The organism is Sphingobacterium multivorum, from assembly GCF_900457465.1.
GTDB classification, from domain to species: Bacteria; Bacteroidota; Bacteroidia; order Sphingobacteriales; family Sphingobacteriaceae; genus Sphingobacterium; species Sphingobacterium multivorum.
In genome coordinates this window covers 62499-78157 of sequence record NZ_UAUU01000005.1, presented here as the reverse complement: position 1 = coordinate 78157, position 15659 = coordinate 62499, and the positions used below count along the sequence as shown (strand labels likewise).

Below are 15659 nucleotides of genomic sequence, written 5' to 3'. Positions count from 1 at the left end.
CTATTCGACTCATTTTCATTAAAGGGCTAGTCTATTGTCAGGTCCGCCAATAAGTCCCGTCGACAAATTCGAGCAAATCTACCAGTCCCTGAGGGATTGCCGGAAATGCTTCCTGGAGTTTCGCTAGATCTATTTTGCTTGCACCATGTTTAATCCGTTCAAAATGATCCCAGGTTTCTTCACCACCATTACTATAGTATGCTTTCTTTAAACCAGATAAATAATTGTCTACTATTTTCATTTGCTTTTCTTCTTGTTTGTGAATTTAGTCAAACTTGATGATAGAATAAAAGTAAATTGTAGTGTATTTCCTTTTCTGTCTGCTTGTTATAACGAACCTAAAATTTTAAAATCTCGGAGGAAAGCGAGAAAAAGATTGTTGTGGAAAGTTAAAAATGTTTTGTTAATAATTCATTAAATGGTTAATTTAATGAAAATTTTCAATTATGAAATCTAATCGCCTATTTATTTTCCTTGTTGTTTTTCTAACAACGGTAGCTACTCCTGTGTTTAGTCAACAAAATTTTAACTTTTCATTTGATCAACCGATTATAAATCCCTGGTTCAAGGTTGGGGATACGACGGCTTTTAAGAGTGGTATAGATCACGATACGTATTATAGTGCAAAAGGAGCACTTCGGATTGAAAGTATAAAGAAGAACAGCGCTTTCGGAGGGATTATGATGTGGTTACCATCAAATTTAAAGGGGGATTCCATTGAAGTGTCTGCGATGATCAAGCGTGAGAATATCATCGCAGGGTCTTATGCGTCGATGATGCTACGGATCGATCCCAAAGTCTTTTTCGACAATATGGCTAACCGCCAAATGAATGGGACAAAAAACTGGGAAAATATTAAGCTGAAAACTAAATTGGTGCCAAACCAGACCGAAGGGATATCCATTGCATTTTTTCTTTCTGGGGAAGGTAAGATGTGGGTTGATGATGTGCTCATTACTGTAGATGGTAAGGATATTACCAAAGAAGTAGGAATGTTTGTGCCATTTGCGAAAGGGATCAGTGAACCTGCAAGTTCGGGGATTTCTGATTTTAATACTACGCCCGAGATTGATCAACGCTTAGTGGATTTAGGGAGAATATGGGGTTTCCTGAAATATAGACATCCCGCTGTGGCGCAAGGAAAATATGATTGGGATCAGCAGTTGTTTAAGTCCATTGACGCTATTATTAGAGCAAAGGATAATAAATCTGTTGAGGCTCATTATGCGATGCTCTTAGACAGTCTCGGTGCCACGGCCAACTATGCCAAGCCACAGCTTGAAAATGTGGTTCATGAAGTAGATTATAGCTGGATTGATGGTCTCTCTTTTAACAATGATATCAAGAATAAATTAAGACGTATTCGCTACAGTAATTTTGATCAACATCATTATTTTGGTTTTGCTGGAGGTGCTGGCAATGTTCTTTTCAAGAATGAAAAAAAATATGAAAATGTATTTTCTGCAGATGCGGGGTTTCGTTTATTGGCGCTCTTTCGCTTTTGGAATATGATCGAATATTTTTCCCCCTATAAACATCTGACGGATCCGAAATGGGATGCTGTTTTAAAGACCGCTGTGCCCGAAATGATCCTGAGTCGGGATGATCGTTCTTATGGCCTTTCACTTCTCAAGATGGTATCCCAGGTAAAAGATGCACATACCGGACTCTGGAGCATGCCCAAAGGACTGATAAATTATTATGGCAAGTACCGTATGCCGGTGGAGATCCGAATGATAGAAGGAAAAGCTGTGGTAACTAAAGTTTTTGATAGTGAGAAATCCGGAGATAAACTTAGCATAGGAGATGTGCTCATCAGTAAGGAACATAAAAAGATTGAAGAAATCAGAGATTCGCTTTGGGCTTATATGAGTACACCGAATGAAGCTGTAGCCAACCGTGATCTGGCGCGAAAGCTTGTGACAAGCAATAGCGAGATTGTGCCCTGTGAGTTAGTGCGTGATGGCCGGCCGATTAAAGTAGATATTGCTGCGATACCCTCTAGCCAAATTAAACCTGCTTCAAGAGATACCGTGCCTTTTAAGATGCTGGACAATAATATTTTGTATATCAATCACAGTTTACTGCGTGCTAAGATGATCACAGAAAATATGGCAAACTGGAGCAAGGTAAAAGGTATTGTGATTGATAACCGCAATTATCCCGGTGATTTTTTAGTATTCAAGCTTACACCCTTGTTGTTGACCAAGCCTACTGATTTCGTTCGTTTTAGCAGTACGAGCCTTCAATATCCCGGCACTTTTGTAATGAGCAGCCCATTACAAGTTGGGGAGAATACCAATGATTGCTATCAGGGGAAAGTGGCTATTCTGGTCAATGAAGATACCCAGAGTTCTGCGGAATATCATGTGATGGCTTATCAGGCAGCTTCCAATGTCAAGGTTTTCGGATCACCGACAGCGGGTGCTGATGGCAATGTCAGTTCCATAGAGTTACCGGGCAATCAGCGGACAATGCTTTCCGGACTGGGGATATATTATCCCGATCAACGTGAAACCCAGCGTGTAGGTATTAAAATTGATGAGATTGTCAAACCGAGTATCAAGGGGATTCGCGAAGGTAGGGATGAGGTAATGGAAAAAGCATTGGAGTATCTAAGTCAATAGATTAGCCCTTCCATAGGATGGTTGTTATTGAGGTATTATACATTTAAAGTCAGACATGCTAAAGGAAATTATTTTTTAATTTATTTACTAAAATATTTAGTATATTGTTTGTTTTTTTGCTATCTTTGTATTGCTCACTTACAGAAGTAATACCAATAAAATAAACAATTATGTTGTCCGATCAAACTTTAGTATCCGATATAAAGGCAATTATTGCGCAGTCCAAAGATAATGCGATTCGTGCTGTCGATCATCAGCGCACATTGATGTACTGGCATATTGGCCAACGTATTTTTGAACAGGAGCAGGAAGGTAAGGATAGAGCGGATTATGGGAAATACATCATAAAATATCTTTCAGCAGAATTACAGCCTGAGTTTGGTAGTGGTTTTTCGTATAGACAGCTAAATTGGTACCGCCAATTTTATCGCACATTTCCAATTGTGTCTACACTGTGGACGCAATTGAGTTGGAGCCAGTATAAGCTGCTTTTAAGTCTTAATAGCGAGGAACAGCGGGAGTTTTATATTGCCGAAACCATAAAGAATAATTGGACAGTCAGACAGCTTGAGCGGCAGATTAATACTAATCTATATGAACGCCTGCTGCTTAGCAACGATAAGGAAAGTGTACTGGCTGTAGCAAAAAAGGAAAAGATACCTTCTGATGCGAAGGAGATTATCAAAGATCCAATGGTACTGGAATTTTTGGGTTTGAAACGCGAAAGCGCTTACTATGAGAAAGATCTTGAGGGAGCCATTATTGCCCATCTTCAAGAGTTCTTACTCGAATTAGGAAATGGCTTCTCATTCGTCGCTAGACAAAAACGGATCCATATCGAGGGCGATGAATTTTTCGTTGACCTGGTCTTTTACAACCGTCTGCTGCAAAGTTTTGTGATCATTGAAATTAAAACCCATAAATTAACGCATCAGGACATCGGTCAATTGCAGATGTATGTCAATTACTATGATCGTATAGAAAAACTTCCGCATGAGCATCCGACAGTTGGCATCTTACTTTGTGCCAGTAAAAACGATGCGGTCGTCAAATTTACCCTTCCGGAAGACCAAAAGCAGATTGTCGCCAGTCAATATGAGCTTTATTTACCAACAGAGCAACAGTTGCTGGATGAGGTAAATAAAGAGTTGGATAGTTTTGTAGGTAAAGGTGACGCTGAGTAGATTTTTCAAGCGTCTATACGGCGCCATTTAAAGATATTTTAAATGCGTCAAACGGGGTTAATTTATCAGTATTGGGGGATGAAATGACAGTGGTTCCGCTTTTTTCATTTTTATTTTTCTAACATAGATTATTTTGTACATTTGTATCGAATAAAATCGAAATTGAAATGGCAGAAACTGTACAACCAAGAGGTCCAAAGACAACTGATAATAATGCGAACCAAACTCATTACTACAAAACATTGGTAGTAGCGATCGCTTTAGGTTTAATAGGTACATTTATCCGTTTTGTACCGGATGTATGTACGGCATTGGGCCAACAAACTTTTTTGTTTTCCGCAATAGCTAATATTGCTATGATCGTAGGTGCACTTATCGCATTCAAAACCGTTTTCGGAATTTTGGGATTTGGAAAAAACCGTGACTAATTAAAAGTAAACTAAGATATTTGAAAGCCCCAGTTTACTGGGGCTTTTTTATTTTAATCCTTTTTTTAAACTCAAGTTCATTGTTGACGATCCCGTCCCGTTATGCTTTCATGATCTATAAGGCACAAAAAAGGCCTCACAACTGTGAGGCCTTCTTTTGTATGATTATCGCAGACTATGCGAAAAGTGACCAAGTAGACCAAGGAATACGAGCAAGGATCAAAATCAAACCGATGATATAGAAAATAACAACCGTTTGGTTTGCTTTTTTTGCATTTTCAATCTTTTTAGCTTTAGAGTAACCAATTGTGATCAATACAATAGCAATGATCATTGTCAAAGGGTGTTCGATGATTTTAAAACGTAATGTCGGATCTTTCATTACGGCGCCAGAGATCATCGATGGATACTTTAAATAAAAGAATAAAATCAATCCCACCAATAATTGAATATGCGATGCGATAAAACCCAATAAAGCAATTTTACGGTTGTACGGTTTGTTGCCTAGGTAGTTTGATAGGGTGATCACGATCGATATCACCAGGGCTAGCAATAATACAATTGCTATAGTCGAGTGTAAGTGTAACATAAAAGCTCTCTTTAATTATTTCCTAAGTTAGCAAAGATAAAAATATAATGAATGTATTTATCAAAAATCATTGTTCCAACAGAAATACCTCCGCTATTGGATTGAATAGGTACATGCGTTTGCTGGTCAATTCCATGCACTTATAGCGTTTTCTTATCTTTTCAATGCGTTGAAATGAACGACCATTTTTTAGTTTAAAGAAATGGCCATCCTCCAAAGATTCCACCGTAAGGGCACTGGTTTTGACGGTATCGTATGATTTTAAGGTGCGAAACAGGTGAAGGTCCGTGCAGCTTGAAGCCGCGGGGTTTTCCATGTAGCGATGAATGGCACTGCTAATATCGATTGGAAAAATATTCAATTTAAGGAAGGGCTCCATCAATTCCTTGAAATTATTTTTCCACTCAGTACCATGTGGCTTGACACGATGCTGGTGTTTGTTCCAGGTTTGTAAATGGGCAAATTCATGGATCGTCGTAATCAGAAATGAATAGGAATTTAAGTCATGGTTGACTGAGATGCGGTGTGGGCTTCCTCTAAACGGTGCACGGTAATCTCCTAGTTTGGTACTCCTTGAACGAGAGATCTTAAATAAGCAGCGGGTATGATTAATCCAGTTGGATATAATCGGCGCAGCTTCTTCAGGCATGTATTTTTTAAGCGTAGCACTATAATCTTGCATGACATAAAAATAGGAATTTATTCATGTCAATAGTGCTAAATGAGAACATTCTTTTGTCAAAAATAAAATCATTTTGCTAAAAATAGTAGTTTTTAATTTGGAAAAATGATATTATTTTTAGTATTTAGTACCTGCGAATATTAAAAGTGGGCATGTTATTGGAGCAGAGTAGCTGTTTTTTTTAATAAAATATATTGAAATCGCCTGAGTTTTAGGTAAATTACCTACAGAAAGGTTCATGAAACATAGGATCCGATTGAGGAACGGTATTTCCTCTAAACTGTAATAAGACCTTCAAGAATATGCTAGATACCTTACATATTAGAAATTATGCGCTCATCAACGAATTGGAAATCCAATTTGATAAAGGTTTAAATATGATTACCGGTGAAACCGGTGCTGGTAAATCTATTATCATGGGAGCGTTATCGTTGATCTTAGGAAATAGAGCAGAGGGCAAGCATTTTTTCGACCCAACCAAGAAATGTGTGATTGAAGGGGAATTTAAAATTGGTCCTTACCAGCTACTTCGTTTTTTTGAGGAAAATGATCTCGATTACGCGGACCACACGATTATTCGAAGAGAGATATCTCCCGATGGTAAATCCCGGGCATTTATTAATGATTCTCCCGTCACCCTTGCTATCCTTAAAGCTTTAGGCGAGCAGTTGATTGATGTGCATTCTCAACATGCAACATTGCAGATTAATACAGAAGATTTTCAGTTTTTGGTAGTGGATAGTGTAGCAGGCTCTTTCGGACTGAAGCAAAGCTATCGAGAGAGCTTCTTCGCTTATAAGAAAGCAAAAAAAGAACTCGAAGAATTTAAAGATCTTGTAAAAAAGGCTGCAATAGAACAGGATTATTTTCAGTTTCAATTTGATGAACTTGACGCCGCCCGATTGGTAGCAGATGAACAGGGACAACTCGAAGTACAACAGCGGCAGTTGGAAAATGCAGAAGATATCAAGCGTGCACTAACTGGGGCATCACATCTTTTGGAAAACGAAGATACAGCAGTTTTAAGCCGTTTAAAAGAGACGATGAGCCAGGTGGAAGGCATTGCCTCATTTCTGCCTGAGGCTGCAGATTTGGCTGCACGATTGAAGAGCACATGGATTGAGCTGAAGGATGTCGCAGCAGAGCTGAGCTCTCTTGAGGAGGATACCCAAATCGACGAAGGTACTTTATTGGAAATCAATGAGCGCTTGAGCTTATTGTATTCCTTACAGAAAAAACATCATGTGGACTCCGTTGAGGAGCTGATCAAATTACGTGATGATCTTGAATCCAAACTGTTTGCTATAAATTCTTCGGATGAGCAATTGGAGCGATTGGAAAAAGAGGTTGTGGCTAAATTAGCCATTGCCCAAAAAAATGCAAAGGAACTATCAGCAGCCAGAAGAAAGGTACTGGAGATGATCGCAAAGGATGTGCAGGCGACCTTGTCAAATGTAGGTATGCCGAATGCACGACTTCAAATTAATCTAGAACCATTGAAGGAAGGGGATATGCGGGAATCGGGGATGGATTCAATACAGTTTTTATTTTCGGCCAATAAAGGACAGGCATTGCAATCCATTCATAAGGTTGCATCCGGAGGAGAGCTTTCTCGTGTTATGTTGGCCATTAAATCCTTAGTTGCTAAAACTTCCGCATTACCTACTATTATTTTTGATGAGATCGATACAGGAATCTCTGGAGAGGTTGCGCTACGCGTAGGAGAGGTGATGGAAAGTCTTGCTGAGAATATGCAGGTTATTGCTATTTCCCATTTGCCCCAAATTGCAGCTAAAGGTGCTGCGCATTATAAGGTATATAAGGAAGACAAAGCCAACCGAACCATATCTAACATTGTTCGTTTAGATCAAGAGGGGAGAGTCAAGGAAATTGCTCAGATGCTTAGTGGCGCTAATCCAACAGATGCGGCACTTGAACACGCAGAGTTATTGTTGAAAAAATCTCTTAAACCCTGAAAATAGCTCGGGATTTGTATTAGTATAATCTATCATTAGTAACGAAGAAATAGGGAATTTCTAAATTTTTAAAGGAATTCCCTATTTCTTCGTTATTTTAAAATGTCTTGACCGGCATCACGGAGATAGTAAAATAAGCATTACTATATGAGTTTAATACATACGTATCAGCTCCGAATCTATCTTTGGTCGTTTTAAGAATAGGATCACCAAAATTTACTAAAAAACTACCTAAATTATCTTCTCCTAAAGTTCTTCTGGTAGATATTTCTCTCGAGAAAGTTTCTTTATTTGAGTGACCAAAATTAAATCCGATTTTGAAGATGGAAAAATTTGTTCCAAAATTAGTCGCAAATTCATTAGTTACAGGTCTCTTTTTCAAAATTTCCTCCTGAGTATCAACTTCTGCTAAAGAGATTTTCCAAATTGGCGCATTAGATTTGATATTCCAATTTATGATTGGGATATTAAGATTTACCATCGTACGACGATCTCCCGGAGCACTCTCTACGGATGTGTATACTATCAATAGTTGAGGATTTTTTCCGTTTGTCGTGCGAGTAGTATAATTATATTGTACTCTAAAAAGATCTTTAGGTGCTAGTGGTAGGAAATATTGATAAGTTGCACCAATACCTTCTTTATTATTGATTAAAAAGTCAAATCTAAATTCAAATTTTCCATCTGTCCACATATTCTTTTGAATAAGATCAATGATAGTGGATCTCGTATAATTGTCTGGCAGATTTATTATCGGATTTTTATTTGGGTTGGGTTTGGGGTCTTCGGCTTGATCGCTAATTTTATAAAAAGCATCTGTCGATAATCCTAATGCTACCACAGATTCTACCATGTTAGATTGTAATGGGCCAACGGTATCAGTTTGTGTCAATTTATAATAAACATGGTCTCGCTGCCATTTATCTACCTCTGTACCAAAAATATTATATGCATCTATAACCGATTGTTCTATCGGTAATGGATTAGTTAATACAGCTTCATTTGAACTTGTTATTCTTGATGAAGTTGAAGCTTTTATTCGGTTTGTCGCTAAAATAGCTTTAGCATTCTTTAGATTATCAATATAGGGGATATAAATTCGAAATCCGGAGAAGCAAGCAAACTTTTAGCTGAAGCTTTCGAATTGGATTTTACCTTAATTCTTTCGTTTCCTTTAATAACTAAAACGGAAAACCTGGTATTTCATTACTTTTTAACGAAAGAACCTTGTCCCGTCACTATAAATAGGTATTTTTTTATCACTTCCCATAATATTAGTTGCCACAAGAGGTATCTGCGAAGCACTCTTCCATGTTTCTGGAGAAAACTTACTAGGTTCTATTGTAGGAACAAAAATTGTCAATAGCGGCGCTGCGCGCTCAATTTCATCAAGCTGGTTTGGTGAAGACTCATACTTTTTTAGAATATCTTTGAATGTTGAATCATTTGTAATTTTTTCATCTTTTATAAATTGATAAAATACATCATGGTCATAATCTATTTCAAAAAGAGCATTTTGCCGTATAAAATTCCTTATATCAGGATTTCTTTTACTGCTTTTGAAAGAATTATCGCGAATTGATCATAATAATTTATTTCTGCTTTATCATTCAATTTAGATGTAACTTCTGCGGAATTTATATCCTTTTTACAACTCCAAAATAAAAGTGAGAAAAGGATAGAGAATATTAAGTTTAATTTCTTCATTTCTTTTTTTATATCGTAATACAATAATAAAATATCTTTGTTTTTTTATTTTAAAAATACTTGTTTTTTTTTATTATTTTATTCTTTAAAAGAAATACTACACATTTGTGTATTTTGTTTTGAAATTAGTTTGTTAATTATTTAAATATGATAAAAATACTGGTTAAATAATTTGGAGCAGATATATTGAGAAAATGATTTAGATTTGTTGATGGATTAGACCTAAAAGAAATTACAGTTGGTACGTACAATAAAAAAGTGAGCCTCAGAGTTTTACTCTGAGGCTCACTTTTTTTATTGTACGTAATCTGTATCTGTTAAAACGATCTTTACAATTATATTTTGAGTAGGAAAATTAACTGAAAAATCGTTGGTAGGATCCTCACCGATGATTGATACTTCACCCACTTTATAGTCTACATGAAAACTAACCGGATTAATTTCCTTGCCGTCATCAAATGCAAAGATGCTGGTAGAATTTTGTATGAAGCTTCATTGTTTAAACTCATGTGGACAGAAACGTCCCTTGCTTTATATAGTAATCAGTAAGTTCAGGTAGATTTACCTTATGAATTATTCTTTTGTTGTTGTCGGATGTCCATTCATTCGGTTTTACTGTATAAATAAATGATCGACCAGGTAAATAGTTCGACACGTATTCTTTCTTACAAGAAGAAAATGAAACCAAGGCTGCGGTTCCAATTAATGCTGCTAATAAAAGTCTTTTCATATTGTTCGTGTTATTTGTGACAATTTTATTATAGGACGATAAAATAGTGCGAAAGTTTAACGCCAACTTTCTTTACAACAAAAATGCACCATAAAGGTGCATTTTATTGAAATTATTTTTGATACAGCTAAAGCTTACTTCTCAGCGGTGTCTTTCGAAGACTTCGAATCTGAGCTAGAAACCTCAATATCTTTGGTTTCCGGATTAATGCTCACGGTCAAAACTGAACCAGTTTGCACATTTCCTTTGAGGATTTCTTCTGCAATAGGATCTTCGAGATATTTCTGGATTGCTCGTTTTAATGGACGTGCACCAAAATTACTGTCATAACCTTTGTCCGCAATGAAATCTTTTGCCTCATCTGTCAAATTGATCGTATAACCCAAATCAGCGATACGTTTGAACAATGACCTCAACTCAATATCAATGATTTTGAAGATATTCTCTTTTGTCAATGAATTGAACACAATCACATCATCAATACGGTTCAAAAATTCTGGAGCAAAGGCTCTTTTCAAAGCGGTTTCGATAACTCCACGTGAATGCGCATCAGATTGTTGTGATTTTGCCGCAGTGGTGAAACCAACACCCTGACCAAATTCCTTCAATTGGCGTGCACCAATATTTGAAGTCATAATGATTATGGTATTTCTGAAATCTACTTTACGGCCAAAACTATCTGTCAATTGGCCTTCGTCCAACACCTGTAACATGAGGTTAAACACATCTGGGTGAGCTTTCTCAATCTCATCCAATAAGACAACCGCATAAGGTTTACGACGTACTTTTTCAGTCAATTGACCACCTTCTTCATAACCAACATATCCTGGAGGCGCTCCAACAAGGCGAGATACCGCAAATTTCTCCATGTATTCGCTCATGTCAATTTGGATCAGTGCATCTTCTGTATCAAACATAAATCGTGCTAATTCTTTAGCTAACTCTGTTTTACCAACCCCAGTAGGACCTAAGAAGATAAATGACCCGATTGGTTTTTTAGGATCCTTCAAGCCCGCACGGGTACGTTGAATAGCTTTCACCAATTTACCTACAGCGTCATCTTGACCAATGATTCTTCCCTTCATCAACTCAGCCATATTCAACAGCTTTTGACTGTCTGTCTGACTAACACGTTGTACTGGAATACCTGTCATCATGGCCACTACTTCAGCAACATTTTCTTCTGAAACAGTATAGCGTTTAGACTTCGTCTCTTCTTCCCAAGCGATTTTTTCTTTCTCGAGCTCCTCGATCAATTTTTTCTCCGTATCACGCAATTTGGCAGCCTCTTCGTATTTTTGACTACGAACGACTTTGTTCTTTTCCAATTTGACCTCTTCAATTTTATTCTCAATGTCAATAATGGACTGCGGTACATGAATATTGTTTAAGTGCACGCGAGAGCCTGCCTCATCCAAAGCATCAATAGCCTTATCTGGTAAGAACCTGTCTGTAATGTAACGTGTTGTTAACGACACACAGGCTTCAATCGCTTCTGGAGTGTAGGTCACGTTGTGGTGATCCTCATATTTCTCTTTGATACGATTCAATATTTCAACTGTTTCGTCATGTGTAGCCGGTTCAATCGTTACACGTTGGAAACGACGGTCCAAAGCACCATCTTTTTCAATGTATTGACGATATTCGTCCAATGTTGTTGCACCAATACATTGGATTTCTCCTCTTGCCAAGGCTGGTTTGAACATATTGGAAGCATCTAACGATCCTGAAGCGCCACCTGCACCAACGATGGTGTGAATCTCATCGATAAATAAGATGACATCCGGTGATTTCTCCAGTTCATTCATAACCGCTTTCATACGTTCTTCAAATTGACCGCGATATTTCGTCCCGGCAACCAATGAAGCTAGATCCAATGTAACTACACGCTTATTGAAGAGTACACGCGATACCTTGCGTTGGACAATGCGAAGCGCAAGTCCCTCCGCAATAGCTGATTTACCAACTCCCGGTTCACCGATTAACAACGGATTGTTCTTCTTGCGTCGGGATAAAATTTGAGACACACGCTCAATCTCTTTTTCGCGACCTACAATAGGATCCAATTTACCCTCTTCGGCAGCTTTGGTCAAATCACGGCCAAAGTTGTCCAATACTGGAGTTTTGGATTTAATATCCGAAACTTTTTTAGGTTGGATATATTGATCATCCTCTGCAAAATCATCATCGCCGGTAGGAGAGCCCGGAGCTTCGTCCTTGATCGTCGTTCTATTTTGCTCAACTTCAGATTTGAAGATGTCGTAAGTCACATTGTATTGTTGTAAAATCTGAGAAGCAATATTATCTTCATCCCGTAAGATAGCCAATAATAGATGCTCCGTTCCGATGATATCCGATTTGAATATTTTAGCTTCCAAATAAGTGATCTTCAAAACTTTTTCAGCCTGTTTTGTTAATGGCATATTGCCAATAGGAGCGCGTGAAACCGATGCCCCCTTCACTGCGTCCTCCACAGATTGACGTAGTGCTGTCGTGTCAATGCCTATGTTTTTAAGGATCTTTATCGCCATACCATCGCCTTCACGAATTAATCCGAGCAATAAATGCTCCGTTCCTATATAATCGTGACGCAATCTCAAAGCTTCCTCTCTACTGTACGATATGACATCCTTTACGCGCGGTGAAAATTTTGCTTCCATTGAATACCTTTCTGTTTTATATTAAGGATATATAAATGTAGTAAATTCTGCATTTCAAACCTTAAAATTATTTTAAATAATGTCATCAACAATTAAGCCATGACCGTTATACGTCCAAAATGTCAGTATAAAAGATTACATTTGTATGTTAATATAATAAGAGTTTTCGAATTTTTTTAAATTTTATGTCAGACGAGAAGATCATTTTTTCGATGGCGGGTGTCAACAAAATCTATCCGCCTCAAAAACAAGTGTTAAAAAATATCTATTTATCTTTTTTCTATGGCGCGAAGATCGGTGTGATCGGTTTAAACGGATCAGGTAAATCTTCCCTATTAAAAATTATCGCTGGATTGGATAAATCCTACCAAGGCGAGGTGGTGTTCTCCCCAGGTTACTCTGTGGGTTATTTAGCACAAGAACCTCAATTGGATCTTGAAAAGACTGTTCTTGAAGTCGTTCAGGAAGGTGTCGCTGAAATTACAGCCATCTTACAGGAATACGAAGAAATCAACGAAAAATTTGGCTTGCCAGAGGTCTATGAAAATGCCGATGAGATGGACAAATTGTTGGCTAGACAAGGGGAACTTCAGGATATCATTGATGCCACTAACGCTTGGGAAATCGATTCGAAATTGGAAAGAGCAATGGATGCTTTACGTTGCCCCGAACCAGACGCGAAGATTGTCAATTTGTCAGGTGGTGAGCGCAGACGTGTAGCATTATGTCGCTTATTGTTGCAGGAACCTGATGTATTACTCCTGGATGAGCCGACCAACCACTTGGACGCCGAGTCGATTGATTGGTTAGAACAACATTTAAAACAATATAAAGGAACGGTCATTGCCGTTACCCACGACCGTTATTTCTTGGATAATGTAGCCGGATGGATTCTTGAATTGGATCGTGGTGAGGGTATTCCTTGGAAAGGAAATTATTCTTCTTGGTTAGATCAAAAAGCAAAACGTCTCGCGCAGGAAGAAAAGCAGGAAACCAAACGTCAAAAAACCCTGGAGCGTGAGCTGGAATGGGTGCGTATGGCACCGAAAGCACGTCATGCTAAATCGAAAGCACGTTTGCATAACTATGAAAAATTAGCTTCTGAGGAAACGAAAGAACGCGAAGAAAAATTGGAATTGTTTATTCCGCCGGGGCCACGTCTGGGGAACGCTGTCATTGAGGCAACGAATATCTCCAAAGCCTATGGCGATCGCATTTTATTTGAGAACTTAAGCTTCATGTTGCCGCCTGCGGGTATCGTAGGAATTATTGGACCCAACGGTGCGGGTAAAACAACCTTATTCCGTCTGATTACAGGTCAGGAAACACCTGACACGGGTTCGTTCAAGGTCGGAGAAACAGTAAAATTGGGTTACGTAGACCAAATGCACCACGACCTCGATCCTGAAAAATCGGTTTGGGAAAATATTACGGGTGGCAGCGACAATATGATGCTGGGCAATCGCTCGGTAAACTCAAGAGCTTACGTTTCCAAATTTAATTTTAACGGTGCTGATCAACAAAAGAAAGTAGGTGTACTTTCCGGTGGAGAACGTAACCGTGTTCACTTGGCTATTACACTCAAAGAAGGCTCAAATGTGCTCTTACTTGATGAGCCGACCAATGATATTGATGTAAATACCTTACGGGCACTGGAAGAAGGCTTGGAGAATTTCGGCGGTTGTGCCGTTGTGATCTCCCACGATAGATGGTTCCTGGATCGTATCTGTACACATATCCTTGCTTTTGAAGGGGATTCACAGGTTTATTTCTTTGAAGGTAACTACACTGAATATGAAGAAAACCGTAGAAAACGTGTTGGTGACGTGACACCGCACCGTATTAAATACAAGAAACTGGTAAAATAAGCAACGATCATGGACGGTGGAAGGCTTTTAGCTGCTATAATAGATCACGCTATTGATGGAATAATTACCATAGACAACAGGGGGAATGTGGAAAGCATTAACCCTGCTGCCTTGGAATTGTTCGGTTATCAGGCTGAAGAAGTGATCGGACACAATATCTCCATGTTAATGCCTGAACCTGATCGTGGTAATCACGATGGTTATCTGCATAATTACCAAACCACAGGCCACAAGAAAATTATCGGAATCGGTCGTGAAGTGATGGGCTTAAAGAAAAATGGAGAAACATTTCCATTCCGCTTGGCAGTCAGTGAGGTTTGGTTAAAAGATAAGAATATCTTTACTGGCTTTATTCACGATTTATCGCGTGAGAAAGCTGCCGAGGATATGCTCAAGCAACATGCAACCGAACTTGAACATAAAGTCAGTGAGCGTACACGCGACCTGATCTCTCTGGTATCTGAACTTGAAAAAGCTAAAGCAGAAGTCTCAAAGTCTTTGGAAAAAGAAATTGAACTTAACCAGCTGAAATCACGGTTTGTGTCCATGGCCTCGCATGAGTTCCGGACACCTTTAAGCTCGGTTCAGCTTTCGGCTTCTCTGATTGAAAAGTATTCCGAACGACCGGATGATAAGGCTAATATCATTAAACACACCAATAAAATTAAAAGTGCAGTTCAATTGCTCACAAGTATCCTGAACGACTTTCTGTCACTTGAAAAATTGGAAGCGGGTATTGTTGTGATGAATAAGCAATACATCAATCTCGTTGAGCTGGCAGAAGAGATCACCGAAGAAATGCAATTGATCTGTAAGAAAAATCAGCATATTGTATACCAACATACCGGAGAAATTGGGCATTTCACCCTAGATCCAAATTTGTTGAAAAATGCTTTGGTCAACTTAATCTCCAACGCGATCAAATATTCCGGAGAAGATACCTTGATCGAATTCACAACCTGTATCGACGAAGAAGGCTGCTTAATATCCGTGAAAGACAATGGTATTGGTATACCCGAGGAAGATCAGGTACATTTGTTTGAGCCTTTTTTTAGAGCACATAATACAGGTAATATCCCTGGTACGGGATTAGGTCTGAATATTGTAAAACGATACATCGAATTGATGGCGGGGCAGATGGAATTTGAATCGGAAGTACACAAAGGAACTTCATTCAGAGTAAGCTTTAAATAAAGGTGAGCTTGCAG

At 38.5% G+C, this 15659-nt stretch carries 12 protein-coding genes; 6 read left to right on the top strand and 6 right to left on the bottom strand.

Translation table 11 applies throughout. The annotated features are described in order from the left end of the window. Positions 1-37: 37 nt before the first annotated feature. Positions 38-241 (bottom strand): hypothetical protein, encoded by a 204-nt coding sequence (locus tag DTA23_RS06785; RefSeq protein WP_112374216.1) that lies wholly within the window; start codon positions 239-241, stop codon positions 38-40. A gap of 205 nt (positions 242-446) precedes the next feature. Between DTA23_RS06785 and DTA23_RS06780 the strand changes: the two genes are divergently transcribed. From DTA23_RS06780 to DTA23_RS06770, 3 genes are all read left to right on the top strand, one after another. Continuing rightward, entirely contained in the window at positions 447-2627 is a 2181-nt protein-coding gene (locus tag DTA23_RS06780; protein ID WP_112374215.1) for a S41 family peptidase, read from the top strand. Positions 2628-2797: 170 nt separating this feature from the next. Then, positions 2798-3811, top strand: coding sequence for a PDDEXK nuclease domain-containing protein (locus DTA23_RS06775; RefSeq protein ID WP_070567198.1), 1014 nt, complete (start codon positions 2798-2800; stop codon positions 3809-3811). Positions 3812-3978: 167 nt separating this feature from the next. Next, positions 3979-4239 (top strand): hypothetical protein, encoded by a 261-nt coding sequence (locus DTA23_RS06770; RefSeq protein ID WP_070567197.1) that lies wholly within the window; start codon positions 3979-3981, stop codon positions 4237-4239. Between the two features lie 175 nt (positions 4240-4414). On the opposite strand, the gene DTA23_RS06765 is transcribed toward DTA23_RS06770, so the two are convergent. Together DTA23_RS06765 and DTA23_RS06760 are read right to left on the bottom strand one after the other, a co-directional pair. Next, on the bottom strand, positions 4415-4828 hold the full coding sequence (locus DTA23_RS06765; RefSeq protein ID WP_112374214.1) for a hypothetical protein: 414 nt from the start codon (positions 4826-4828) through the stop codon (positions 4415-4417). Positions 4829-4895: 67 nt separating this feature from the next. Next, positions 4896-5510 carry a SprT-like domain-containing protein gene (locus DTA23_RS06760; protein WP_112374213.1) on the bottom strand — a complete coding sequence of 205 codons (615 nt, stop codon included), beginning with the start codon at positions 5508-5510 and terminating at the stop codon, positions 4896-4898. Positions 5511-5812: 302 nt separating this feature from the next. On the opposite strand from DTA23_RS06760, the gene recN reads away from it, so the two are divergent. Further along, positions 5813-7486: a DNA repair protein RecN gene (gene recN, locus DTA23_RS06755; RefSeq protein ID WP_112374212.1), complete on the top strand. Its 1674-nt coding sequence runs from the start codon at positions 5813-5815 to the stop codon at positions 7484-7486. Between the two features lie 97 nt (positions 7487-7583). Here the strand turns inward: recN and DTA23_RS06750 are convergent, their stop codons facing one another. The 3 genes from DTA23_RS06750 to DTA23_RS06740 all read right to left on the bottom strand — a co-directional run bounded on the left by DTA23_RS06750 (position 7584) and on the right by DTA23_RS06740 (position 12583). Then, complete coding sequence (locus DTA23_RS06750; RefSeq protein ID WP_146753021.1) at positions 7584-8378, bottom strand: hypothetical protein; 795 nt, start codon at positions 8376-8378, stop codon at positions 7584-7586. A 1320-nt stretch (positions 8379-9698) separates the two neighbouring features. Beyond that, positions 9699-9923, bottom strand: a complete 225-nt coding sequence (locus DTA23_RS26885) for a hypothetical protein (RefSeq protein ID WP_146753020.1) — start codon at positions 9921-9923, stop codon at positions 9699-9701. Between the two features lie 134 nt (positions 9924-10057). Beyond that, positions 10058-12583 (bottom strand): ATP-dependent Clp protease ATP-binding subunit, encoded by a 2526-nt coding sequence (locus tag DTA23_RS06740; protein WP_112374209.1) that lies wholly within the window; start codon positions 12581-12583, stop codon positions 10058-10060. 185 nt (positions 12584-12768) lie between these two features. Between DTA23_RS06740 and ettA the strand changes: the two genes are divergently transcribed. Beyond that, on the top strand, positions 12769-14451 hold the full coding sequence (gene ettA / locus DTA23_RS06735) for an energy-dependent translational throttle protein EttA (RefSeq protein WP_112374208.1): 1683 nt from the start codon (positions 12769-12771) through the stop codon (positions 14449-14451). A 9-nt stretch (positions 14452-14460) separates the two neighbouring features. Then, on the top strand, positions 14461-15645 hold the full coding sequence (locus DTA23_RS06730) for a PAS domain-containing sensor histidine kinase (RefSeq protein ID WP_112374207.1): 1185 nt from the start codon (positions 14461-14463) through the stop codon (positions 15643-15645). Positions 15646-15659: the final 14 nt, after the last annotated feature.